The sequence below is a fragment of the Flavobacterium sp. 25HG05S-40 genome, assembly GCF_052654735.1.
Genome location: NZ_CP199750.1, coordinates 2,559,657 through 2,586,597 on the forward strand (window position 1 = coordinate 2,559,657; position 26,941 = coordinate 2,586,597).

Consider the following 26,941-nt stretch of genomic DNA (forward strand, 5'->3'; position numbering starts at 1 on the left):
TTCCATTGAAAAATATTTTAGAACAGATTAGTCAGGATCATCAAGTAAAATTCAACTATCTTGAGGATGAAATAGTAGTCTATGCTTTGTTGGAACCCGATAAAAAAAAGTCTCTTGAACAAAAAATAGCCTACATAAAAGAAGAAACGCAACTTCAATTTAAATTAGTCAGCCGGAAGTATTATACCATTTTTAACGATAAAAACTTAGACAAACCACTCTGTGGTTTTTTGCTTGATGCAGCATCTGGAAATGGAATTGAAAATGCTGTTATCAAAATTGATAATGTCTCCGTTTCGATATTTACCAATGAAAATGGCTATTTTGAAGTACCGAAAGTTTCCTCAAACCGCATCGAAGTTCAGCATCAAAGTTACCAATCATTTAGTATAAATCCGGTTGATTTGTATGTAACGAACTGCCCGAAATTTAAACTGCAAGCCATCAGCCAATCGCTTGACGAAGTAGTAACACAACGTTATTTGGCCACTGGCATCAGTAAAAAAGAGGATGGCTCTATTGAAGTGAAACCAAAAAAATTCGGAATTCTACCTGGCTTGATTGAACCCGATGTTTTACAAACCATGCAACAGATTCCCGGGATTATGAGTTTGGATGAAACCGTCTCCAACATCAATGTTCGTGGCGGAACCCATGATCAAAATTTATTTCTTTGGAATGGAATACGAATGTTTCAAACGGGACATTTTTTTGGACTGATTTCAGCTTTCAATCCGTCCTTGGCTCAAACCATTTCCATCACAAAAAATGGAAGCTCTGCTTTTTTTGGTGAAAGTGTCTCTAGCCTTGTTGACATCTCTTCTTTTTCGAAGAATGTAGAAAACAACAATACAAGTATCAGTACCAACATGATTAGTGCGGAGTTGTTTACGAAATTAAAACTTTCTGATAAAGCAAACTTTACTTTATCTGCCAGACGATCGTTTACCGATTTATTGCAAACGCCAACGTATACCAACTACAGCGACCGTGTTTTTCAAAATACTGTAATAACTAACTTGAACAATGATGAAATTATAAATTACAAAAGTAATGTCGACTTTTTCTTTTATGATATTACAGCGCAATTTGAGCAAAAAATAGGTTCGAAACACGAGTTGAATATCGATTTGATTACTATTGAAAACTCGTTGCTATTTAACCAATCTTCTGCAGATTTGACTAAGAAAAGTGACTTGGAACAAGAAAATTTTGGAACAAGTCTTCAATGGAAAACCAATTGGAATTCTAATCATTTTAGCGAATTTGAGGCCTATTTATCCAGTTATGATTTGAATTCTTTGAGCCAAACCTTAGAAAGCAATCAGATTTTGGAGCAAAAAAATAAGGTTCTTGATACCGGATTCCGTGTAAAAAACTCGAATACCATCAGTAAAACCACAACACTCAATGTGGGATATCAGTTTAACGAGACTGGCGTAACCAATTTTGATCAGATTAATATTCCTCTTTTCTCCCGAACAATTACCAATGTTTTACGAACACACGTTGGCATATTGGAAGGTGTTTTTAAAACGGAAAACAAAAAGACATTGCTTACAACAGGCGTTCGCGCCAACTATTTTGATAAGTTTAATGCGCTGCTTTTGGAACCTCGTTTGCAGTTCAATCAGTCAATAAGTCCTAGCCTAAAATTGGAAATTCTAGCGGAGAAAAAAAGTCAGACACTTTCGCAGATTATCGATTTACAGCAGGATTTTTTAGGTGTTGAAAAGCGAAGATGGACGTTGTCAGACAACGATTCTATTCCAATTCAAAAGAGCCGACAAATCTCATTGGGATTCACTTATACTAAAAATAAGTGGCTGATAACCTTCGATAATTTCTATAAAGAAATCAACGGAATCACGAGCAATAGCCAAGGATTTTTAAACCAATTTGAATTTGTAAAATCCACAGGAAATTACAGAGTTTTTGGTACAGAGTTTCTGATTCAAAAATCATTTCATAAATTTTACAGTTGGCTGAGCTATTCCTATAACGACAACAAATATGATTTTGATGCACTAAACAGCACTTCATTTCCCAATAATTTTGAAGTAACCCATGCCATTGGTTGGGCCGGAATTTATGAATGGGAAAAATTAAAATTAGCATTGGGCGCCAAATGGCATAGCGGAAGACCCATTACAACTCCAACCACTTTTATAGTATCAGAAACCAACCAAACTATTGCCTATAATGCTCCGAATAATTCGAGGTTAAAGGATTATTTTCAGGTGAATTTTTCTGCCTCAAAAGATTGGAAATTAAACACGAAAGTTAATCTGTTAACAGCCATTTCGGTTTTGAACGTTTTGAATACCAAGAACAGTCTTAACCGATCTTACCGAGTGAACCCTACTAATTTTACGGTAGAAAGTGTAGACACTTATTCGTTAGAAATGACACCTAATTTTAGCGTAAAAATAAGTTTCTAAGAACAAAAAGAGACAAAAGTGCCACCGAGTTCTTTTACATTCGCTCCGGAACTTCGATACCTAATAATCCAAATGCAAACTTAATGGTATCAGAGACTTTTCTGGAAAGTTGCACTCTAAAAATTTTCTTATCCAAATCTTCTTCTCCCAAAATCGAAACCGATTGGTAAAATGAATTATATTCTTTCACCAATTCATAGGTATAATTGGCGATTAAAGCTGGTGAATGATTGTTGGCCGCATTTTGAATTACCTCAGGAAAAAGTTCTATCTGTTTTACTAATTCCTTTTCTTTTAAATGCAACGCTGTTATTGGGTTTGCTTTGCTAGTATCAAAATCTGCCTTTCTTAAGATAGACTGAATTCGGGCATACGTATATTGAATAAACGGACCAGTATTACCTGCAAAATCAACCGATTCTTCAGGATTAAAGAGAATTTGCTTTTTGGGATCTACTTTAAGTATGTAATATTTCAAAGCACCAAGGCCGATAGTTTGAAATAATTTGGCTTTTTCCTCTTCTGAATAACCCTCTAATTTTCCTAACTCTGTTGAAATTTTTCTAGAGGTTGCGGTCATTTCTTCCATCAAATCATCAGCATCTACGACAGTTCCTTCTCTTGATTTCATTTTTCCAGAAGGCAATTCCACCATTCCGTATGATAAGTGAAACAAGCTTTCCGCCCAGTCAAATCCTAGTTTTTTCAGAATTAAAAACAGTACTTTAAAATGATAATCCTGTTCATTTCCGACTGTGTAAACCATTCCTCCAACATCGGGAAAATCTTTTACACGTTGAATAGCAGTTCCAATATCCTGCGTCATATAAACAGCTGTTCCATCAGAGCGTAGCACAATCTTTCTATCCAAACCATCCGGAGTCAAATCAATCCAAACCGAACCGTCAGGATCTTTTTCAAAAATGCCTTTTTCTAGTCCGAATTGAACCACTTCTTTACCTAACAAATAGGTATTACTTTCGTAATAATAGCTGTCAAAATCGACTCCCAGATTTTTATAGGTTTCGGCAAATCCGTCATAAACCCATTGGTTCATGGTTTTCCAAAGTGCCATTACTTCTGGCTTTCCGGCTTCCCAATCCAGAAGCATTTGTTGGGCTTCGAGTATAATGGGAGCTTGCTTTTTGGCTTCATCCTCCGTTTTTCCCTGAGCCATTAATGCAGTGATTTCAACTTTATACTGTTTGTCAAAAGCTACATAAAAATTTCCGACCAATTTATCGCCTTTGAGTCCGCTATTTTCTGGTGTTTGACCCTCACCAAATTTCTGCCAGGCCAACATCGATTTACAGATATGGATGCCACGATCGTTGATGATTTGCGTTTTATATACTTTTTTGCCTGAAGCTTTAATGATTTCGGCCACAGCATATCCCAAAAGATTATTTCTGACATGACCAAGATGCAAAGGTTTGTTGGTGTTAGGCGAAGAATATTCCACCATTATCGCCTTTTCATTAGGAGAAACGGCTACAGAACCAAAAGCAGCATCGTCTTTTATTTCATTGAAAAAATTCAGATAATATTCATCCGAAACCACAATATTGAGAAATCCGGAAACCACATTAAATCGAATCACAACATCAACGTTATCAACCAAATAATTTCCAATTTTAGTTCCTAGTTCAACAGGATTTCCTTTGATTATCTTCAGTAAAGGAAAAATAACCACAGTAATATCACCTTCAAATTCTTTCCGTGTCGCTTGAAATTCAACTTTATCAATTGTGACATCAAACAGCTCTTGCACTGCGTTTTGAATTGGCGTATTAAGGATTTGCGAAAGTTTCATGGGATTTACTTTTAAAAGCGCAAAGATAACCATTACCATATAATTTTCAACTACAAGAAATCAGTATAAAATACGGGCCAAAAAGTAGCAAAATCATATTTTTTGTAAGTATTATTCCAATATTTAAATAAATATTATGTATTTCATCGATTTTATTTGCGTTTAAACGATGATTCTTTCAATATTTGCTTTGTCAAAATCCCCCAAATTATGAAAAAGACATTACTATTAGCAGCTATCCTACTTAGCACCCTTGGTTTTTCACAACCAATTTCGGTTAGTTCCACAAGTTACACTGTACCACAACTGGTAAACAATGTGTTGATTAATTCACCTTGCGTTTCGGCAACCAATATTACCTGGAGTACAGGTACTAATTTTGGTTCTTCTAACGGACTTGGATATTTCCAAAACACCAATCCTTTATTTCCAATGGATAGCGGTGTTGTTTTGAGTACGGGAAATATTTTAAATGCACCTGGACCCAATGCCTCTTTATTAAATGATGGAGCAACAAACTGGCCAGGAGATACGGATTTAGAAGCCACTTTAGCAGCCGCTGGGATCAGTATGGTATCTAAAAATGCAACGGTCTTGGAATTCGACTTTACTCCAATTTCTCCGAATTTTAGCTTTGATTTTATCTTTGCTTCAGAGGAATATGGAAATTTCCAATGTTTGTATTCTGATGCATTTGCCTTCTTGCTAACCAACATGAACACAGGAGTGACTACAAATTTAGCTGTAGTTCCAAGTACCAATTTGCCAATATCTGTAGTAACAATAAGAGATTTTCAATACAATTCTTCTTGTTCTTCAGAAAACCCTCAGTTTTTCGGAAGTTTTAATGGAGGTTCAGCAGCTGCCAACTCAGCAACTAACTTTAACGGACAAACTAAAGTGTTGACTGCTGCATCAGTGTTAACTCCGAATGTTCCTTATCATATAAAATTAGTAATTGCAGATAGAGCTGACCCTCAATCAGATTCAGCCATATTCGTGTCTTCAGACAGTTTTAACATTGGACAAGATGTGTTGGGTTCCGATTTAACTCTTGCCAACAACTCCGCTTTATGCTTTGGTACAAGTCATACCATTACTACAGGCTTAAATGCTACCAACTATACTTTTGTATGGAAAAAAGGCGAAGCTACACTATCTGAAACGGGACCTAATTTGACCGTAACTGAACCCGGAACATACACCGTTACGTATCAAAATATATTCAGCACTTGTGCTCCAATCACTGATTCTGTTACTATTGAATTTAGTCCGGAAATAACTTCTCCAAATCCTATCACACTTTACAGATGTAATACTGGTGCACCAACATACACTTATAACTTAGCTCAGAATACAGCTGTGGTTACCCAAGGGTTACCTGCAGGAGCTACTGTTAGTTACTTTGCCTCATTAAACAATGCCAACAGTAATACTAGTGCATTGCCATTAAATTATAACAGTGCCAGTGGTACAACAGTTTATGTTAGAATTCAGTTAGCAGGAAGCCAATGTTTTATTGTTAAGCCATTCCAATTAGAGGTTTCTGCCCCACCTGTTGCAAATCAGGCACCAAACTTGTTGAGATGTACTAATACAAGTGGACAAACCTCAGGTTACTTTAACTTTAATCCACAGACACCTATTGTTTTAGGTTCTCAGTCTCCAAGTATTTATAGCGTAAATTATTATACTTCTTCGGCTGATGCCAATAGTGGAACAAATGCAATAGCGGATCCCTCTTATGGATCTTATGGAAATACAACGATTTATGTTAGAGTTCAGAGCATCAGTGACCCAAGTTGCTTTAGTGTTTCAAGCTTTAATTTAGTGGTAAATCAAACGCCTTTAGTAGATGTTTTACAAAATGTAATAGCTTGTGATACTTACACATTAGAGCCTTTAACTAATGGAAACTATTTTACTGAGATTGGCGGAGGCGGAACACCTATGTTTGCTGGCGATGTATTAACGGAAAGCCAAACAGTATATATCTTTAACCAACCTGGCGGACCAGGTTCCTGTGCTGCGAACAGTTCTTTTAGAGTAATCATTGTTGATGAAGATGAGCTTACTCCGGATGACATATCAAGCTGTGGAAATTTTACTTTACCATCATTAACTTACGGCGAATACTATACCCAACCTGGTGGTCCTAGCGGTGGAGGAACTGCAATTCCATTTGGAACTGTAATCACTACTTCGCAAACAGTATACTACTATTTTGCGACTACGATACAACCGATATGTACTGTTGATTCGAGCTTTAACGTTACCATAATTAACACTCTGGATGTTGGTCAATTTAATGATGTTTTCCATTGTTCAGCCTATACTTTACCTCCATTAACTATGGGTAACTATTACACTGGACCTGGTGGCACTGGAATACAATTACCAGAAGGAACCACATTGACCTCTAGTCAAACGGTTTATGTTTATGCCGCTACAACAGGAGCTACAGTATGCTCAGACGAAGATAGCTTTGAAGTGGTTATTGGAATAGCACAACCATCTGATATTGCTCAATGTAACGGATACACATTACCATCGCTTCCAATTGGAAATTATTATACAGGACCTACTGGAACCGGAACTATGATTCCAGCTGGAACTCTAATAAATGAAAATGCAACAATTTATATCTATGCGCCAATGACTGGTGAAGGAGTAAACTGTACCGATAATTTACATTTTACATTAACGTTCTCTCAGCCTCAAGTAGATACTTTGCAAGATGTTTCGGTTTGTGAAACCTATACTTTACCAACGCTTACTAATGGTAGTTACTTTTCACAAGATCAAGGTTTGGGAACCCAATTGTATGCTGGTGATGTAATTCTTGCCACTCAAACGATATACATCTTTAAACGATTGAACGAAAGTTGTGCTAATCAATCTAGCTTTACAGTAACAGTAAACCCTCTGCCTGCAATCGATTCGCGTTCAGATATTGACATTTGTGACCAATATGTGCTGACGCCGCTAAATGTGGGCGAATATTATACAGGTCCCAACGGAACTGGAAGTGTAATCCCAGGTAATACGGTAATCACAACTTCGCAAAGAATTTACATTTATGCAAGTTCCAATACCACACCAGCTTGTAGTGCAGAGAATAGTTTTCAAATAAATATCTTTAGTACTACTGCTGACAGTTCACAAAATATAACGGCTTGTGACAGTTATACGTTACCAGCATTAACAGCAAATAACAAATACTATACACAATCTGGTGGGCCTTTAGGTTCTGGAACAGAAATCGCTGTTGGTACTGCCATTACAACAAGTCAAACTATATACATTTTCAAAGAGTCAACTATTAGAACTTCTTTTTCATGTATTGATGAGACTTCATTTACTGTAACAATTAATAATACACCTGTAATAGCTCCAATAGCGAATGTTAGAGCATGCGATTCTTATACTTTACCAGCTTTAACTACAGGGAATTATTATACTGGACCAGCTGCATCAGGAACATTACTCAATGCAGGTGATGTTTTAACTACTAATCAAACTGTTTACGTATTTGCGAATACAGCTACAGCACCAGATTGTAGTAGTGAGAGAAGTTTTACTGTAACTATTTTCAATGTAGATAATTTACCAAACGTAACTATTTGCGAGAATTACACTTTACCTACTTTAACTGTTGGAAGATATTACACAGGACCAAACGGAACTGGAACACAGCTATCAGCAGGTTCAGTAATTAATACATCAATAACCGTTTACATTTTTGCAACTTCACCATTTACACCAGCATGCAGTGATGAAAGTACTTTTGCTGTTACTATCATTGATACTCCTGTTGCCAATAATGTTCCTGCAGCTACAAGAACCGTTTGTGATGAAGATGGCACTAACGATGGTGTAACATCATTCGACTTAACTACTTTAAATACTGTTGTATTGGGATCACAAACAGGAACTGAATTTTCTGTATCGTACTATGAAAGTTTGGCAAATGCTGTTAGTCAGACAAATCCTGTAACTAGCTCAAACCTTGCGATAGTTTATGTAAGAGTTGGGAATTCATTAGCTCCAAATTGCTTTGATGTTAAACCAATAACAATAATTGTTAACCGATTACCTGAACCGACTCCAATTGATGGTATCATTTGTATCGATAGCGAAACAGGAACACTTTTAAATCCGTACACTATGTACAGTGGTTTAGCTCCAGCAACACATCGATTTATATGGACAAATGAAGCAGGAGACACAGTAGCGACAACCGCAAACTATCAGGCGATATTACCTGGCGTTTATACACTAGTTGCAACAAACATTACTACGGGTTGTGCTTCTGTCCCAGTAGCCGTAACGGTTACGCCATCTGAACCAGCAGTGGTAACTTATGAAGTGAGTGAAGATTTTGCTGACACACAATCTATAACCGTAACCGCAACAGGTCAGGGAAATAATTTTGAATACCAATTGGATAATGGTCCATTCCAAGATAGTAATGTTTTTGAAAACGTTTCTTCTGGAATACATACCGTAACAGTTAGAGATAAATATGGTTGTGGAACTGTCAGTATCCAAGCATTGGTGGTAAACTATCCAAAATATTTCACTCCAAATGGAGACGGATATAATGACTCATGGAATATCAGAGACTTATCTACTCAAACAGACGCTAAGATTATCATCTACGACAGATATGGTAAAATGCTTAGCCAAATTAGACCGAGCAACACCGGTTGGGACGGAACTTATAACGGAAGACAAATGCCTGCAGATGACTATTGGTTTAGTGTTTCGTACGTAGATGAAAACCAAGTTGCACAAGAATTTAGAGCCCATTTCGCTATGAAGCGATAACCTACATACTATGTTTTGAAAACTCCTGATGCCCTTCAGGAGTTTTTTTTATGGGTAAAACTGTAACAAAAAACTGATTTTTATGTCTACTTGAAAAATAATCATCAATCCAATCATGCGTTCTAAAATTTTACTTCTTTGCTTTTTTAGCTCTTTGACATTCCTTCAAGCTCAAAATTCACCTTCAACTGCCAACAATCCTGGAAGTATTTCAGGAAAGGTAATCGACAAGAATACAAAGCAGCCTCTTCCCTATGTCAACATCAGTATCAAAAAAGACGATAAATTGATTACTGGTGGTATTACCCAAGACAACGGGAATTTTTCGATTAAAAATTTAGCCCTAGACACATACACTGTAGAGATTTTGTTCATCGGTTATAAAAAAGAAACCAAAATCATTACTTTATCAGCAACGGATAAAAGTAGTAACTTAAATACTATTGCACTCGAAGAAGAAGCGGTGCAACTAAAAGGGGTAGAAATCGTCAGTGAGCGATCAACGATGGTTCAAAAAATCGACCGAAAAGTAATCAACATAGGGAAAGATTTAATTGCGTCAGGCAACACGGCTTCTGAAATTATGAATAATATTCCGACCGTAAGTATTGATCCTCAAACCAAAGAAATCAGTTTGCGTGGCAATACCAATGTTAGAATTCTAATCGACGGAAAACCATCCAATATTGATGCTACGCAGCTTTTACAGCAGATTCCCTCATCCTCCATCAAGCAAATTGAATTGATTACGAATCCATCAGCTAAATACAATCCGGAAGGAATGAGCGGAATTATCAATGTTATCCTGCACAAAAATGCCAACGAAGGGTTTAACGGAAGTATTAATTCGGGCGTGACGTTCTCCAAAACTCCAAAAGTAAATACGGCTTTGAACCTCAACTATAAAACGGGAAAAGTAAATTTATATACTAATTATGGTTTGAATCACGGCAAAAATGCCAATCGCGGGGATATTACCAGTTTACGTCCTAATTTAGAAAACGAACAGCGATTCGGATTCAGCAACCTTAACACTTCTCATCTACTGAAACTGGGTATCGATTATTTAGCCAATGACAACAATACGTTTTCCTTTTACACCAATTTAAATTTAAATACGGGTGGTGGCAACGGTATTACCCTCATCAATTACTTTGACCCAACAAACAGCGATTCGCAACAGCTTTTCGATTCTGAAACCGACAATACTACCCAAACTTATGATTTTGTGTACAAACACAATTTCAAAAAAGCAGGCGAAAATATAGAGTTTCAATCAAATTATTCCAAAACCACAAATCCGGAAAATACGGATTACGATTACACCACGGCAAGTCCTGTTTCGCAAAGGCTTACCAACAATGATATTGACAGAGATGTAGATTATCTTCAATTGAATTTGGATTATGTCAATCCGATTACAGAAACGATAAAACTAGAACTTGGTGCCGAAAGCCGAATTCAGAAAATTACCAACGATTTCCTTGAAACGATAGACGAAACCACCGGAACCTACAATAGAGTTGGGAATTCCGATTTCGTTTTCAAAAGAAACATTCATTCGGTGTATTCCAATATTGGCAAACAGTGGAAAAAATGGAGCGCACAACTTGGCGTTCGTTTAGAGCATTTTAATATCAATGGTGATTTTTCTAATCTAGTAACTTCTACTATTCCATCTGAAAACATCAATGACAGCAAAAATTTAGAAGACAATATTTTCTCGGTTTATCCATCAGCTTTTTTCAATTATAAAGCTAACGATAAGGATTCCTTCAACTTCAATTTCTCGAGAAGAGTGGATCGCCCAAGTGTCGGCCAGTTGAGTCCGATTCGTGAATGGACGACACCATTAGTAGAATCTAGAGGAAATCCAAATCTAAAACCACAATTCACCAATTCGTTTGAGGTAAATTATACACGAACCATGAAAATTGGTAGTGTTACTGCCGGGGTTTTCTACCGACAAATCAATGACGAAATCATCAGAACCTTATACAAAAACCCTGAAAACATCAATCAGGATATTATTTCCTTTGACAATTTCAACGACAATCATGCGTATGGTGTAGAGATTTCAGGAAATTTAAAAGCCGCTAAATGGTGGTCTATCAATGCTAGTTCAGATGCTTATTTTAAAACCGTAAAAGGAACTGTTGAAAACGCCAATACCGGTTTACAAGAATATGGCGAAGCAGATGCAGCCATTTTCAACATCAGAATGAACAACAACTTTACCGCTACTAAAAAATTGCGATTTAATTTATTCGGAATGTATCGTGGTAGAGATTTGGGATTACAGTTTGTCCGAAACCCTATGTATAAATTAGATATTGGTTCTACCTATACCATCATGAAAGGAAAAGGAAGCATCACGGCTCGCGTAAACGATATTTTCAACACCATGAATTTTTCTTTTGACGGAAGCATTCCGTACCGACAAGAAGGTGCTTTCTATTGGGAAAGCCGCGGATTTTATATCGGGTTCAATCTCCTATTTGGTGGTGGTAAAAACAGCGCCGTCCAAAGAAAGCAAAGAGATGCCAATGAAACGCAAGGCGGTGGCGGATTATTATAAAAGGAGTAGTTGATTTGAATTAGTTATAGTGAAAAAGCCATCCGTGCAAACTAGATGGCTTTTTTTATTTTTAAGTTTTAGGAGCAGCACATTTTCTTATTTAAGACGAGCTGTCCCGCTATCCGCGCTACACGGTAGCTTGCTTCTATCGGGGCTACATACAACCTACCATTTAATAATAGCACTTGCCCAAGTAAAACCGCTACCAAAAGCAGCTAAAACTACGGTATCGCCTTTCTTAATTTTTCCTTGCTCCCAAGCTTCTGTTAAAGCAATCGGAATCGAAGCCGCGGTTGTATTGCCATATTTCTGAATGTTATTGAAAACTTGGTCGTCATTGAGTCCAAATTTCTTTTGGATAAACTGTGAAATTCTCAAATTGGCTTGATGCGGAATTAATAGATCGATATCGGAAACCTGCAAATTATTGGCCTGTAAACCTTCCATAATCACTTCACTGAAACGAACCACAGCATGTTTAAACACAAATTGTCCGTTCATATACGGAAAATAACTTTCGTCATCCGGATTGTTTTCTGCCAAAATATCAGTCACCCATCTTCCGCCCATTCCCGGAGCCAAAACTGCTAATTCTTTAGCGTGTTCTCCTTCAGAATGTAAATGTGTTGATAGTACTCCACTTCCATCTTCGCTTCTTGATAGCACTGCTGCTCCTGCTCCATCACCAAAAATCACCGAAACACCTCGACCACGTGTAGTCATGTCTAATCCTAACGACTGCACTTCGGAAGCTACTACTAAAATGTTTTTATACATTCCGGTCTTAATAAATTGATCTGCTACCGATAACGCATACACAAAACCGGAACATTGATTGCGAATATCCAAAGCGCCTATGGTTTTAAAACCCATTTGTTGTTGAAGTGCTACGCCCGGTCCCGGAAAATAATAATCGGGAGAAATCGTAGCAAAAACTATAAAATCGATGTCGTCTTTTGAAACTCCGGAACGCTCTAAAGCAATGGTCGCTGCTTTAATTCCCATCGTAGTCGTAGTATCCTGACCACGAACAATGTGTCTTCTTTCCAGAATTCCGGTACGCTCCTGAATCCATTCGTCGTTGGTATCCATTATTTTAGACAAATCATCATTGGTCACTACGTTGTCAGGAACATAAAATCCTAAGCCTGTTATTTTGGATTGATACATATCTTCATTATTAAATTATCATTATAAGCCTCACAAAATTAAACATTTTTGAATGGTAACGATTTTATTTTCGGATTTAATAAAAGTGTAACAACTCCTTCGTAAATTAGACCTATCAAAAATCAAAACTTATTCTCATGAGAAACCGTATTTTTCTATTACTGATTTTCTGCTTTTCAACAACTCTTATTGTTGCACAGGAAAATTTAACCTACCAAAAGCCTTCTGCAACTATTTTAGCTTTAGCAGATTATGACCGTGCTCCGAGTGTAAGTATGGATTCTAAAAAGGAATACATGCTTTTTTCGTATCGAAGCACCTACAAGACATTAGATGATTTGAATCAGGAAGAAATGCGTTTGGGCGGATTAAGAGTGAATCCTATCACTAATATTTCGAGTTCAACCAATTATATCTCCAATCTGAAAATCAGAAAAGTTACCGATAAAGTAGAAACGCAAATTAGCGGTTTGCCTGAAAATCCTCGAATTACGTTCATCAATTGGTCGCCCAACGAAAAAAAAATAGCCTTTACCAATACCGTTGCGAGTGGCGTTGAATTATGGGTAATCGATGTGGCATCGGCTACTGCCAAAAAACTTACCAATGCTAATTTGAATGCTAATCTGGGAACACCTTACAGCTGGATGAAAGACAACGAAACCTTATTGGTACGAATGATTTCCAAAAATCGTCCGGCATTAATAGACAGTAAAAAAGATTTACCAAAAGGACCTACTGTTTCTGCCAGTGATGGTTCAAAATCGCAAAACAGAACGTACGCCGATTTGTTAAAAAACAAAACCGATGAAGCTAATTTTGAGACCTTAATGACTTCTGAACTTAACAAAGTGAATCTTTACGGCGATGTCTATTTTTATAAGGAAGCGGCTATGTATGCCGGAGAAAGTATAGCTCCTGATGGTAACTATATCATGGTTACCACGATTCAGAAACCATTTTCTTATATCGTTCCGTACAGCCGTTTCCCATTGAAAACGGTGGTTTACGATGCCATGGGCAAAGAAATAAAAGTAGTTAATGAAGTGCCTTTAAATGAAGTAATTCCTAAAGGTTTTTCATCCGTAAGACAAGGTAAAAGGAGTATGAGTTGGAGGTCGGACAAACCTGCTACTTTAGCATATGTCGTGGCTCTTGATGAAGGAGATCAAGCCAAAAAAGCTGATTTTCGTGATGAACTTTTCTTATGGAATGCACCGTTTTCTGCCGAGCCAACTTCTATCGTAAAAACCCAACAGCGTTATGCCGGTTTAATATGGGGAAATGATACGCAAGCTATTGTGTATGATGATTGGTATGATACTCGTAATCAGAAAACCTATTTAATCAATCCTTCTAATCCCAATCAAGCACCAAAAATTATCTCGGATAGGAATTCGCAGGATATTTATTCCGATCCCGGAAATTTTGAAACCAAAAGAAATGAATACAATCGCTATGTTTTGGCCATTGAAAACAACACTACATATTTAATTGGAGACGGGTTTACCAAAGAAGGACAGTTTCCTTTTGTGGATGAATTCAATTTAGCCACACTGAAAACAAAACGATTGTATACGTCTAACATCAAAGACAAAAAAGAAGACATCTTGTCTATTGAAGACTTCAAAAAAGGAGAAGCTTTGGTACAAATACAATCCAAAAATGAATTTCCAAACTATTATTACAGAAATTTAAAATCTAAAAAATTAACGCAGTTGACCAATTTTAAAAATCCATTTGAAAGCATCAAGAATGTTTACAAAGAAGTGATTAAATACAAGCGTAAAGATGGCGTGGATTTATCAGGAACATTGTATTTACCTGACGGTTATGACAGAACCAAAAAAGCCGAAAAATTACCTTTACTGATTTGGGCGTATCCGGAAGAATTTAAGGATAAAAACTCGGCCGGACAAAACAAGCAAAATCCTAACGAATTTACATTTCCTTATTATGGCTCTTTTGTATATTGGGTAACCAAAGGTTATGCTGTGTTAGATGATGCATCGTTTCCCATCATTGGCGAAGGTACTACAGAACCCAATGATACCTTTATGACACAATTGGTAGATGATGCAGCAGCAGCGATTGATGCTGTTGATAAATTAGGCTATATCAATAGAAAAAAAGTGGCGATTGGCGGACATTCATACGGTGCTTTTATGACGGCTAACTTGTTGACGCATTGTAATCTTTTTGCTTGTGGTATTGCCCGAAGTGGTGCTTATAACAGAACCTTAACGCCATTTGGATTCCAAAGCGAGCAAAGAAATTATTGGGATGTTCCGAATGTTTACAACGAAATGTCGCCGTTTATGAATGCGGATAAAATGAAAACGCCTTTGCTATTAGTGCATGGTGATGCCGATAATAATCCGGGAACGTTTACTTTACAGTCGGAGCGTTATTTCCAAGCCTTGAAAAACTTAGGTGCTCCTACGCGATTGGTTTTATTACCGAAAGAATCACACAGTTATGTTGCGCGAGAAAATATTCTTCATTTGCTTTGGGAACAAGATCAGTTCTTGGAAAAATATTTGAAAAATTAGTTTTACCAAATAGAAAAAGAAACCCTGAAATTGAATTTCAGGGTTTCTTTTTTAAGTAGACTAGGCTTCCGGCTGGAAGCACTTCATCGGTTTGGAAAAATATCGGTTGGTTGCCATTCGTAGCTTCAATCAAATAATAATTTCCCAAAAAATAGGAGTTTACAACTTTCACTTTCAAATCAGACTTAGGCACTATTTCCAATTGATGCGGATAGCATAGTACTGTTTTACCATTTATGATGATTTCACTAATGTCACCAAAAAGAGAAGCAATGTATTTATTCTTTGGAGTTTCATAAATAGCTTTTGGATTTCCTTCATCAATAATTTTACCGTTTTGCAAAACCAGTACTTCATCTGCAAAAGACAAAACATCGGCGCTGTCATGTGTAGCAAAAAGAGTCGTGATTTGCTTTTCTTTTAAATAACCAAACAATTTTCTGCGTAAACTATTCTTTCTGAAATTATCAATATGGCTAAAAGGTTCATCTAATAATAAAACTTCTGGTTCCAGCGCCAAAACCCGAGCTAAGGCAACGCGTTGCATCTGACCGCCACTTAAGTTTTTTGCTTTGATGTTTGCAAAATCGGTCATTTCAACGATTTCCAAGAGTTCAGCAATACGCTCTTTTTTCTTATCAGAATAAATATTAGAAAGATATTTCCCAACATTTTCAGCTACCGTTATAAAAGGCATCAAATCGAAATCCTGTGCCAAGTATTTCATGAATTCCATTCCGGGAATAAGATGGTATTTCGGACCTAAAACTTCGGTTTCTTTCCAAAAAATCTGACCTTCATTCAAATCGTGAAGTCCGTAAACCAGCTTTAATAAGGTGCTTTTACCACAGCCGCTTTCTCCAATAACGGCAAGATTCCTTCCTTTTTCGAGTTGAAACGAAAGTTTTCTAAGTGTTGGATTTTCCTGATAAGAAAAAGAAATGTTTTCAACTTTTAGCATGGCATTCTATTGAATTACAAAATTGGACAATCTAATATGAAATAAAAAATATATTTAGAGAACAGTTGATGCATCTTAACGAAAATTAACGCTAACTCACAGATTTTAAAGGATATTTTCGGAATTTTATTAATTTAGATTTACTTTTGTAAACCCAATGATGATAACACCTGACGATTTATGAAATTGAAAATCTACGTAACCCTTTTTTTAGTTACCATTTTAGAAGCATCCTATGCACAGGTTGGTATAGGAACTGCGACACCTAATACTTCTTCTATTTTAGACATTACTTCGGTTAATAGCGGACTTTTGATTCCAAGAGTCGCACTTACTAGTACTAGTGACATCACAACAATTGCAACACCCGCGACATCTTTGTTGGTTTATAACATAGGTTTTGCTCCCAATGGTTATTACTATTTTAATGGTACTGTTTGGGTACAATTAGCTACAGGAAACAATACAGATTGGTCGATAACCGGAAACACAGGAACTAATAGTGCTACTAATTTTTTAGGTACCACAGATGACAGAGATATTGTTTTCAAAAGAAACAACCAAAGAGCAGGCTATATTGGTGACCCGGTGTATGATGTAAGTTTTATTTTTAATAATGGGAACACCTCCTTTGGCGCTAATTCTTTGGTAAATCCTACGGTAAATGTTATGGCGCAAAATGGCGTTAGAAATACTGCCTTTGGTGTCAATGTAATGCCTAGTTTATCTACAGGAAGACTCAATACCGGAGTTGGAGAGTTTGCCTTGTTTTCGAATACAACCGGAATAGGCAACACCGCTATTGGTTCAGGTTCAATGTACAGCAATTCTACGGCTAGTTCCAATGTGGCTCTCGGTCGTAATGCATTGACTTCTTCCAATTCTGATAACAATACTGCCATTGGCTTTGCAGCACTCAGACAAAATGCCTCTGGAACCAACAATACAGCCTTAGGTTTTGAAGCATTAAGAGGTGTTTTAGGAAGTGGTAATGTAGGCATCGGTTATCAGGCTGGAAGAGCAGAAACCGGTAGTAATAAATTGTACATTGAAAACTCGAATGCTGATGCGAATAATGCTTTAGTTTACGGAGAATTTGACACGAATATTGTTCGGATTAATGGAACGCTTCAGATTAGTAATCCGGCTTCAGCACCAGGATATGCTTTGCCCAATGTTAGAGGAACAACAGGCCAAATTTTACAAACAGATGGTATTGGTGGTACTTCATGGGCTTCACCCAACAATACTTTTGCTGCCACAAGAACAAACCTCAATGCTAATCAAGTATTGGGCACTTCAGGATGGCAAAAAGTAAATTTTAATACTGTTCTTTTTGATGTTAATTCTGAATTTAACACCGGAACAAATCGATTTGTAGCTAGTAAAGCTGGTTATTATGAAGTGAATGCCGGATTTCACACCTTTAATCAAAGTGACACCAATTACTATGGCATTGCTGTTTACAAGAATGGTATAACGTATCAAGAAACGACATCACATCATTATGGCATCAATCTTATTTCGAGAACGATCAATTGTTTGGTTTATCTCAATGCCGCTGAATATGTAGAAATTTTTGCCCACAATGTAAATTCGGGAACCACAATTGATTCTTACGCTGGTAAAACCTATTTTGAAGTGAAGCAAATTCGATAAAACAATAAGAGCCGCAGCTCTTATAAAGAAATCTGCAGCTCTTATCCACCTAACCAAAACTTAACTACATTTAAACAATGTATTTTTCGTAAGATTTTGTATCTATTCTTGCTTTTAAATCATGTAACAAATTGTACAAACCAAAGAAGGTTCTATTAATGTACAAAAAGTGCTTCGAACCTCTGTTGCCATTCATTTTTCGCAACTGCGTATCTTTGGCAAACTCTTCTCCCATTTGGGCTATTTTTCCGAAGAAATCCTCATCAGAAAAATCAAAATAATCTCCGTGAAAAGGTTTCGTAAACAAACTTAATAATTCATGGAAAATTTTGGTGAAATAGCGAATCTCTTCTTGGCTGTCATCCGCTCGTAAAATCTCAAGTTCATATAATTTCTCCGTAAATAATAGCGGATTATCTATGATTTCCGGCTTAGCCAATTCGAAATATGGAACATAAAATTCCTCCGGCACATGCTTGATGCAACCGAAATCAATCGCTACCAAATTATCATCTTTGTCAATCAAAAAATTACCCGGATGTGGGTCAGCATGTACTTGTTTCAAATGATGCATTTGAAACATATAAAAGTCCCACAAAGCTTGTCCGATTTTATCAGATTTAATGCTATCCGTATTGTGAGATGTGAATTCCGACAAATGCTCCCCTTCAATCCATTCCATTGTCAAAATCTTTTCGGAAGAGAATTCGGGATAGTACTTTGGGAAGCGCAAATTGGCAATCGATTTGCACCAATTGGAGACTTCTAAACTCTGTTTTAATTCGAGATTATAATCGGTTTCTTCGAGTAGTTTATCTTCTACTTCTTTGAAATATTTTTCAGAGTCTTTACCTTTTAGATTAAACATTCGGGTTGCAAAAGGCTTTACCAGAGCTAAATCGGAACTAATACTATCCGCTACTCCTGGATACTGAATTTTTACAGCAAAGCTTGTTCCGTTTTTTGTGGCTTTATGGACCTGACCAATACTGGCAGCATTCATGGCATCTGGAGTGAAGGTATCGTATATTTCTTCGGGGAACTTTCCTAAGTATTTTTTAAAAGTTTTTCTGACCAATGGTGCCGATAATGGTGGAACCGAAAACTGTGAGAGGGAAAATTTATCAACATAAGCCTGAGGCATGATGCTTTTATCCATGCTCAACATTTGCGCTACTTTTAGAGCACTTCCTTTTAAATTTTTTAATCCGTCATAAATATCATCGGCGTTGCTCTCATTGAGTTTGTCACGGTTTAAAGAAGGATTCACTATTTTTTCGCCATAATAGGCTACATAGTTTCCGCCAACTTTAATTCCGGTCTTTACCAATTGACTCGCACGCTCTATTTTTCCGGTTGGGATTTTATCTAATGTTTTCATGTTCTTATTTTTCTTTCCAAAGAAATTTTCCCAAATCGAATAAGTTTTCCAGTTGTTTGGTATCTAATAATCCAACCACCGTATTTACTGATTTTTCTATTAAAATATCTGTTTTTTCAAATCCTTTAGAAGTATCATCTATCCAAAACTTCAATAAAAATAAAAACTGAATCCAAGCGCCTTCTGAAAATACCGGCTTGGTCACTTTGAGAAATTTATCACTGCTTGGAGTTGAACCGTCCTCTATAATATCTGTAATAAAATCTTTAAAACGATTTCTGAAATGCTTTAAATCTCTTAGATTTTTCAATCCCTGTTTATTTTCCTTTAAACCAAATAGAACATACGATCTGTTTAGAGTTAAAAGTTCAAAGAGTGCAAAATAGAGTGACAGTAATTTATCTTTATCCGAATAAGTAGCATACGAAGCATCTTTTTCAATGGTAGTCACAACGTTTTCAAAAAACTTAACCCAAATCTCTTGCTTTAAAGCCTCAAATGAACCAAAGAAACTATAAAAGTCACTTTCGTCAATATTGTTATTCGTACAAAAAACATAAATGTTTTTGGGCTCCATATTGTTGAGAAGCACATCATTCATATAAATAGTGATGATTTTTGAATCATCTATTATTTCTTTCTTAGTCGAAGTTTTTTTTGCTGTTGCCATGATATTTTTTTTAACAGCATAAAGATACAAAGTGTTTAACTATTTATAGTAATATTTAAACAAAATGTTTTGTTAAAGTTTGGAATACAAAAAAAGCCGTCTCAAATAAGACAGCTTTTTTAATTTATAAAAGACAGAGATGATTATCTTCCTGCTTGCTTCTGAGCTTCTTCGACCATTTTCTGATTAGCTGTAATAGCAAACTCGACTCTACGGTTCTGACTTCTTCCTTCTGCTGTTTCATTAGTTGCAATTGGATCAGCTATTCCCAAACCAGTGGTTGTAAAACGTGAATTGCTAAGGCCTTTTGCGGCTAAATAACTTCTAACCGAAGCCGCTCTTTGATCGGATAAATTCAAATTGTATTCGGCCGGACCTGTACTATCGGTATAACCATAAATTTGAATATTGGTATCAGGATACTGATTAAAAACCGGAATCAATTTATCCAAATTAGCTTTGGCTCCAGCAGTTAAAGTTGATTTGTTGGTATCAAAACGAACAGCATTTTCTCCAAGCACTAATTTAATTCCTTCACCTACTCTTTCTACTTGTGCGCCTGGTAAAGCGGTTTCAATTTCTCGTGCTTGTTTGTCCATTTTATTTCCGATAACTCCACCAGCAACACCACCGATAACACCACCAAGAACAGCACCCATGGCCGTATTTCCACCTTTCCCTAAATTGTTTCCTAAAATGCCACCGATAACGGCTCCGCCTACAGCACCAATAGCAGCACCACGTTGCGTTTTGTTGGTATTTTTTACCGATTCACATCCCGTAAACAAACTTCCCAAAAGGAATAAACTAGTTAAAGCAAGTATTTTTATATTTTTCATATTCGTTTAAATTTAATTTCTACTGAATTGGTATACCACATCGGTCATTTTTCCGGCAACATCTATTTTATCAATCAACTGAAAAGCATTCTCACTTGGATTGGCAATGCGCAATACGTAACCCGTTTTAATTTTCTTGGCTTTAGATTCATCTAAAATTTTCATGACAAATTCACCTTCCTTATTAAGAAACCAAGTTATCGGTGTACTGTATTGAGTACAATTGGGACTCACCAATGAAAAATTGCCCTTATTATTATTAGCAATAAGTTTCCACTGACTTCCCACAAAACATTTTGAGTCTGCCAAATCAAATGAAGTTACCTTGATGACATCGGAACCTGGATACGTTACAGATGAAATAATCCAGTTGCCTTTAAGTGCTCTTTCGGTTTTCATGTCCAATTTGGTAGCCGTAGCCGATTTTGATTTACAGGATAAAATCAAAACTGACAATACACTTATTAAAATAATTTTCTTCATACTTATAAATTTAATAGAATTAGTAATGCAAAGATAATTTGATTTCTCTTGAACGCATTACAAAATATTGTAGAATTGTTGCAGAATTACTGTAGAATTGTTACTACGTCAATTTGTCAGAGCAACAAGTATTGGTATTAGTTTTGAGTAGTCAAAAGAAAATCGTTTAACCCACTTGCCATTTGGCAGGTCTAAAAAATATAAATATGACAACAGGAAAAATTAATGTATCCGTAGAAAACATCTTTCCGCTTATCAAGAAGTTTTTATACAATGACCACGAAATTTTCTTGCGCGAATTAGTCTCGAATGCAACCGATGCTACTCTAAAACTAAAGCATTTAACCAGTATTGGTGATGCTAAAGTAGAATATGGCAACCCCATAATCGAAATCAAAATTGATAAAGAAGGTAAAAAACTTCACATCATCGACCAAGGTTTAGGGATGACAGCTGAAGAAGTGGAGAAATACATCAACCAAATCGCCTTTTCCGGAGCGGAAGAGTTTTTAGAAAAATATAAAGATTCTGCCAAAGATTCGGGAATCATTGGTCATTTTGGACTTGGATTCTATTCTGCCTTTATGGTTGCTTCTAAAGTAGAAATTATCACCAAATCATATCAAGACGAACCAGCAGCGCATTGGACTTGTGATGGCAGTCCAGAATTTACTTTAGTGGCTTCTGATAAAACCGACAGAGGATCAGAAATCATTCTTCATATTGCCGAGGATTCATTGGAGTTTCTAGAAGAATTCAAAATCCGTGAATTGTTGACCAAGTACAATAAGTTTATGCCTATTCCGATTAAGTTCGGAACAAGAACAGAAAAAATCGAACAGAAAAAAGGTGAAAGTGTTGCTGAAGAAGATAAAGACAACATTTTTACTGAAGTAGAAGTGGATAACATCATCAACAATCCAAATCCGGCTTGGACAAAACAACCAGTCGATTTAACTGATGAAGATTATAAAAATTTCTACCACGAATTGTATCCGATGCAATTTGAAGAACCTCTTTTCAATATTCATTTGAATGTGGATTATCCTTTTAACTTGACCGGAATTTTATATTTCCCAAAAATGTCTGCCGATTTGCAGTTGCAGAAAGATAAAATTCAATTGTACCAAAATCAAGTCTATGTTACAGATAATGTAGAAGGAATTGTTCCTGAGTTTTTAGCCATGCTGAAAGGTGTAATCGATTCGCCGGATATTCCGCTAAACGTTTCTCGTTCGGGTTTACAAGCCGACAGCAATGTGAAAAAAATATCGAATTACATCACGCGTAAAGTCGCCGACAAACTGAAATCACTCTTCACGGAAAACCGTGAAGACTTTGAGAAAAAATGGAACGACATCAAAATCGTACTAGAATACGGAATGTTATCGGAACCCAAATTCTATGAAAAATCAGGTGATTTTGTTTTGTATCCTTCTGTTGATGACAAATATTACACTCTTGCTGAACTTAAAGAAACTTTAGCAGCAAACCAAACGGATAAAAATGGAAAAACTGTGGTCTTATATGCGTCAAACAAAGAAGCGCAGCACGGTTATATCGAAATTGCAAAAGAAAAAGGATACGAAGTGTTGTTGTTGGATTCGCCTATAGTTTCGCATTTAATCCAAAAACTAGAAAGTGACAACGAGAATTTGACCTTTGTTCGTGTCGATTCGGATCATATTGATAAGTTAATTCAAAAAGAGGACACGCAAATTTCTAAACTTTCAGAAGAAGAATCTACGCAATTAAAAACCGTCCTAGAAGAAATTGTACCCAAAGCAAACTACTCCGTACAACTAGAGCCAATGGACAGTGCAGCAGCACCATTCATTATCACGCAACCCGAATTCATGCGTCGTATGAAAGAAATGAGTCAGTCTGGCGGTGGAAGCATGTTCGGAATGGGCAACGTCCCAGAAATGTATAATTTGGTAGTGAATACCAATTCGGAATTGGCAACAACCATTTTAAATGCATCGGACAAATCAGCTCAGGAAAGTTTGGTAAAACAAGCCTTAGATTTAGCTAAAATCTCTCAAGGATTATTGAAAGGAGAAGAACTGACTGCTTTTGTAAAGCGCAGTTTTGAACTTATAAAGTAAGTAGGCATTAGCCAAAAGGTACTAGTTAAAAACCTGCAAGTGAAACTTGCAGGTTTTTTTTAATTTACAATTGGCGTTCCTTCCTCTTTTTTATCCTTATTCAACAGATTGGGATCTTCTTTTGCCAGTTTGTTTTTGGTGGGTATTTTATAACTAATGGTAAATCCAACTCTACGCGTATCATACTTATTAGTAATGCTTACAGGTGTTCCCACTGCCGCTACTCCTTGCTTGTTGATGTTTAAAACATCATCAAATGATAACGCCACTGAAAGTTGTTCTTTTAGGAATTTTTTTGAAAAAGTGAGATCCAAACTCTGACCAAATGGTTTGGTGGCAACAAAATAATAATAATTTCCTCCTGTCGTGTTGGTGTTGTATTGTGCGACAAACTTGATTTCTTTGGGTAAAATAATTTGAGACATAATATTAAAATTCCAAAAGCCTTTGGTATTCAACCCCGGAATTTCGTGGTATTGATAACCCGTATACAAGTACAGAAAGTTGATTTTGTCTGGATTAAATTCAAACTTCATGGTTTCTTTCAACCCTTTTGAAAACAACATATAGGGCAATGGAAATCCAAAATTAATATTGTGGATTTTTAGTCGTTCGATATTAATACTGGTATTGGTGATTTGATTATTGTTTAAAAAAATCCGATTGACAACCTGATTAGAAGCTACGCTAACATCATATCCTAAAAAAGCATAGTCAAAAGCGCTTATTTTAACTTCAAAATTATCGAAGATAGTCGGCTGCAATTGCGGATTTCCGGTATAATCTACGTTAGGATTTTGATAATTGGTATTGTTGGGATTCAGTGCCGATGTATTGGGAAGCGCGATTTTTTTATTGTAATTCATATTGAAAAAAATCTGCGGCATAAAATTATACTGAACCGACGCATTGGGAAAAAAACGAGTTTGCTTAAACGGAATTAATTCGTCTGTCTCAGTCTTTCCGGTGATTTTGTAGGCTTCGGTTCGACCACCTAAAATAAAATCAAACTTTTTATATTTTGCTTGAAACTCTAAATAGGCCGAAGCAGTTCTTCGAGTGTAATCTAAATTACTTGTGCCAAAATTTTTAGTGATAAAGGAAAGTTCATCGACTAAAATTCCGGAACTAAACTTACCTTCATCCAAAATCTTCAAGGCTTGATTATAATCAGCTTTGGCACTAAAGTAATCTTGTTTCGAATTATTATCCAATATATCATCATTAAAAAGCTGTGAGAACAAATTAAAATCGACTTTATTTTGCGAATAGTTTACCCTAAAATCGAGCTTTTTGTCCTTATCATCAAATCGTTTCTGATAGGTTATCACACCTTCCTGACGTAAGGTTTTAGTTTTTCCAGCATCATCAGAAACAAAACCTTCTCCAGAACCTTCCGTATCCGAATGCGTATTGTTGAAAGTAACATCATAATTCAGCAAAAGACGATCTTTATTCAAATCAAAGGTGGCAGCTGATCGAACAAAACTGCTTCTGGCAACACGGTCCGCATCGGTCGCAGATAACACAACATCATTACTTACCTCTTTTCGGATAACGGAATTGATTAAATTCGTTTCCCTATAATTTTGTCCAACCTGCAATTGCCATCCAAACAATCTATTTTTAGCATTCAGTAATAAACTATTGGTAAAACGTGGACGAAAACGGTCATAAGCCGTAAAATTAAACCCATTACTATATGTTGCACTTAAATACTTTTTGGCTTTTCTACTAGTAATAATATTAACGATAGCACCTCCTGAAGTGGCAGGAAATTCAGCTCCGGGTTGTGTAATAACTTCTACTTTTTCTATGGAATTGGCGGGCATTCCTTCGAGGTAGGCAATTAATTCATTCGAAAAAATGTTCAACGGACGACCATCTAAATACACTTCGAGTTGTTTGCCTTGATACATCATTCCGGCAACTTCAGAAACAATCAAACCCGGAAGTTTTTTTAGGCCTTCTAACAACGTACCTGAATTAAGATGCGACTGACTGGCAAAATCAAAAATAGTGCGATCTGCCTTTTGTTCTATGGCTTTTTTCTCTTTTGTAATGGTAACTTCTTTAAGTTCATTTACTTTTTCTTTTTCTTTCTTTTCTTGAGCCGAAACACCATCATAAGAGAACAAAGTAATTAGGCCGAATAAGACTGATCTTGCTGTAAGCATATCTTTTTAATTTCCTACAAAAATGAGAAAAAATATTACACGTTAATTTTTTTATATTAGAAAATATTTTCCATTCCTCATATCTTTTCCGACCTTAGCAATTCGTAATTTAGCATCTCATGACACTTCAAATAGAAACCCCAGCCCTTTTATTTTCGGCAACTTCACTAATTTTGCTGGCGTATACCAATCGTTTCCTGACAATTGCCCAAATTGTACGCAGTTTGAAAAAGCATTATGATGAAAATCATACGAAAAGTATATTATTGCAAATCAAAAACCTCAACTTGCGATTATCGCTCATTAGATACATGCAGCTTTTTGGAGTATTGTGCCTCTTTTTATCCGTGTTTGCGATGCTTTGTTTGTTTCTAGAGCAACAACTTATCGGAATTTATCTTTTTGGCGCGAGCATGCTGATGTTACTCATTTCACTTGGAATTTCCTTTTGGGAAATCAGTATTTCGGTTACGGCTTTGCGGATGCATTTGAGTGATTTGATGGAAGAGAAAGAAATGAAGAAATAATATTAATAGTTAAATCCTTGATAAATGAAAAATGTTTTTTTACCAATACTATGTTTATTTACTATAGCTCAAACATATTCTCAGGCTCGTGCAACTGAAATTATTACAAAACAAAATGACACTATAAAAAGCGCAATAATAAAGAATCGATATACTTTTAATAATGAGCTCTTGATGAGCTTACAGGAAAAGTTAGTAATTTTAGATAAAAATGGAGTTAAGAAAGAATACTTCCCAAATGAACTAAAATCCTTTAGACTTCAATATGAAAGCGACAGCGGTCAAATCGAAATCCAATATGAAAATATAGATGACAGGATGTTTGGCCAATTAATGTATGCTGAAAAATTAAGGCTACTAAAAGTTAATACGCGCAACTATTTTGTATTCATTATCAAAAGACCCAACGATGGTAAAACATCTTATATGGAAGCCATGGGACTAAGCAGATTAATTTCTTTAAAAGTAATTTCAAGGGAAATGGCGGACTGTCCTGATATAATAAAAAAAGTCGACGAAAAAGTGCTAAAAGTTCATGGCGAAGCTGGCGTTATAGAACTAGCCAAAGATTATGAATCTAATTGCCTAAAATAAAAAAAATGTCTAGTTTAATCTTAGTATTATAACTTATATTATTTGCTCAAATACATCTTTCTTCTCGAATACAATTCGTAGAATTGATCATCCTTCAAAACATCAATAAATAAAATAATCTCTCAAATGGATTTAATCACTAGTTCAACAACTTTGTT

16 protein-coding genes are annotated in these 26,941 nt (G+C 36.1%); 8 read left to right on the forward strand and 8 right to left on the reverse strand.

Going from position 1 to position 26,941, the window contains the following annotated elements:
- Positions 1–5: 5 nt before the first annotated feature.
- A complete protein-coding gene (locus ACULEU_RS11090) occupies positions 6–2,441 on the forward strand; it encodes a TonB-dependent receptor (RefSeq protein ID WP_445452655.1) in 2,436 nt (811 codons plus the stop codon).
- A gap of 34 nt (positions 2,442–2,475) precedes the next feature.
- Here ACULEU_RS11090 and argS read toward each other — a convergent pair whose 3' ends face one another.
- Positions 2,476–4,254: an arginine--tRNA ligase gene (gene argS, locus ACULEU_RS11095; protein ID WP_445452656.1), complete on the reverse strand. Its 1,779-nt coding sequence runs from the start codon at positions 4,252–4,254 to the stop codon at positions 2,476–2,478.
- Between the two features lie 210 nt (positions 4,255–4,464).
- On the opposite strand from argS, the gene ACULEU_RS11100 reads away from it, so the two are divergent.
- Both ACULEU_RS11100 and ACULEU_RS11105 read left to right on the forward strand, forming a co-directional pair.
- Complete coding sequence (locus ACULEU_RS11100) at positions 4,465–9,084, forward strand: choice-of-anchor L domain-containing protein (protein ID WP_445452657.1); 4,620 nt, start codon at positions 4,465–4,467, stop codon at positions 9,082–9,084.
- Between the two features lie 115 nt (positions 9,085–9,199).
- Positions 9,200–11,662: a TonB-dependent receptor domain-containing protein gene (locus tag ACULEU_RS11105; RefSeq protein WP_445452658.1), complete on the forward strand. Its 2,463-nt coding sequence runs from the start codon at positions 9,200–9,202 to the stop codon at positions 11,660–11,662.
- A gap of 165 nt (positions 11,663–11,827) precedes the next feature.
- Here ACULEU_RS11105 and ACULEU_RS11110 read toward each other — a convergent pair whose 3' ends face one another.
- On the reverse strand, positions 11,828–12,832 hold the full coding sequence (locus ACULEU_RS11110; RefSeq protein WP_445452659.1) for a 3-oxoacyl-ACP synthase III family protein: 1,005 nt from the start codon (positions 12,830–12,832) through the stop codon (positions 11,828–11,830).
- Between the two features lie 137 nt (positions 12,833–12,969).
- Between ACULEU_RS11110 and ACULEU_RS11115 the strand changes: the two genes are divergently transcribed.
- Positions 12,970–15,384 carry a prolyl oligopeptidase family serine peptidase gene (locus ACULEU_RS11115; RefSeq protein ID WP_445452660.1) on the forward strand — a complete coding sequence of 805 codons (2,415 nt, stop codon included), beginning with the start codon at positions 12,970–12,972 and terminating at the stop codon, positions 15,382–15,384.
- Positions 15,385–15,421: 37 nt separating this feature from the next.
- On the opposite strand, the gene ACULEU_RS11120 is transcribed toward ACULEU_RS11115, so the two are convergent.
- The gene (locus ACULEU_RS11120; RefSeq protein ID WP_445452661.1) at positions 15,422–16,345 is read right to left on the reverse strand and encodes an ABC transporter ATP-binding protein; all 924 of its coding nucleotides are present in this window, start codon (positions 16,343–16,345) and stop codon (positions 15,422–15,424) included.
- A 180-nt stretch (positions 16,346–16,525) separates the two neighbouring features.
- On the opposite strand from ACULEU_RS11120, the gene ACULEU_RS11125 reads away from it, so the two are divergent.
- Complete coding sequence (locus ACULEU_RS11125) at positions 16,526–18,004, forward strand: hypothetical protein (protein WP_445452662.1); 1,479 nt, start codon at positions 16,526–16,528, stop codon at positions 18,002–18,004.
- 70 nt (positions 18,005–18,074) lie between these two features.
- On the opposite strand, the gene ACULEU_RS11130 is transcribed toward ACULEU_RS11125, so the two are convergent.
- The 4 genes from ACULEU_RS11130 to ACULEU_RS11145 all read right to left on the reverse strand — a co-directional run bounded on the left by ACULEU_RS11130 (position 18,075) and on the right by ACULEU_RS11145 (position 21,377).
- Positions 18,075–19,385: an ABC1 kinase family protein gene (locus ACULEU_RS11130; RefSeq protein WP_445452663.1), complete on the reverse strand. Its 1,311-nt coding sequence runs from the start codon at positions 19,383–19,385 to the stop codon at positions 18,075–18,077.
- A gap of 4 nt (positions 19,386–19,389) precedes the next feature.
- The gene (locus ACULEU_RS11135) at positions 19,390–20,055 is read right to left on the reverse strand and encodes a TetR family transcriptional regulator C-terminal domain-containing protein (protein WP_445452664.1); all 666 of its coding nucleotides are present in this window, start codon (positions 20,053–20,055) and stop codon (positions 19,390–19,392) included.
- A gap of 143 nt (positions 20,056–20,198) precedes the next feature.
- Positions 20,199–20,894: an OmpA family protein gene (locus ACULEU_RS11140; RefSeq protein ID WP_445452665.1), complete on the reverse strand. Its 696-nt coding sequence runs from the start codon at positions 20,892–20,894 to the stop codon at positions 20,199–20,201.
- A 12-nt stretch (positions 20,895–20,906) separates the two neighbouring features.
- Entirely contained in the window at positions 20,907–21,377 is a 471-nt protein-coding gene (locus ACULEU_RS11145) for a hypothetical protein (protein WP_445452666.1), read from the reverse strand.
- A 206-nt stretch (positions 21,378–21,583) separates the two neighbouring features.
- On the opposite strand from ACULEU_RS11145, the gene htpG reads away from it, so the two are divergent.
- The gene (gene htpG / locus ACULEU_RS11150) at positions 21,584–23,485 is read left to right on the forward strand and encodes a molecular chaperone HtpG (RefSeq protein ID WP_445452667.1); all 1,902 of its coding nucleotides are present in this window, start codon (positions 21,584–21,586) and stop codon (positions 23,483–23,485) included.
- A gap of 59 nt (positions 23,486–23,544) precedes the next feature.
- Here htpG and ACULEU_RS11155 read toward each other — a convergent pair whose 3' ends face one another.
- Positions 23,545–25,662 (reverse strand): outer membrane beta-barrel protein, encoded by a 2,118-nt coding sequence (locus ACULEU_RS11155; protein WP_445452668.1) that lies wholly within the window; start codon positions 25,660–25,662, stop codon positions 23,545–23,547.
- Positions 25,663–25,781: 119 nt separating this feature from the next.
- Here ACULEU_RS11155 and ACULEU_RS11160 point away from each other — a divergent pair, with 119 nt between their 5' ends.
- Both ACULEU_RS11160 and ACULEU_RS11165 read left to right on the forward strand, forming a co-directional pair.
- Entirely contained in the window at positions 25,782–26,189 is a 408-nt protein-coding gene (locus ACULEU_RS11160; RefSeq protein ID WP_445452669.1) for a DUF2721 domain-containing protein, read from the forward strand.
- 24 nt (positions 26,190–26,213) lie between these two features.
- Complete coding sequence (locus ACULEU_RS11165) at positions 26,214–26,783, forward strand: hypothetical protein (protein ID WP_445452670.1); 570 nt, start codon at positions 26,214–26,216, stop codon at positions 26,781–26,783.
- Positions 26,784–26,941: the final 158 nt, after the last annotated feature.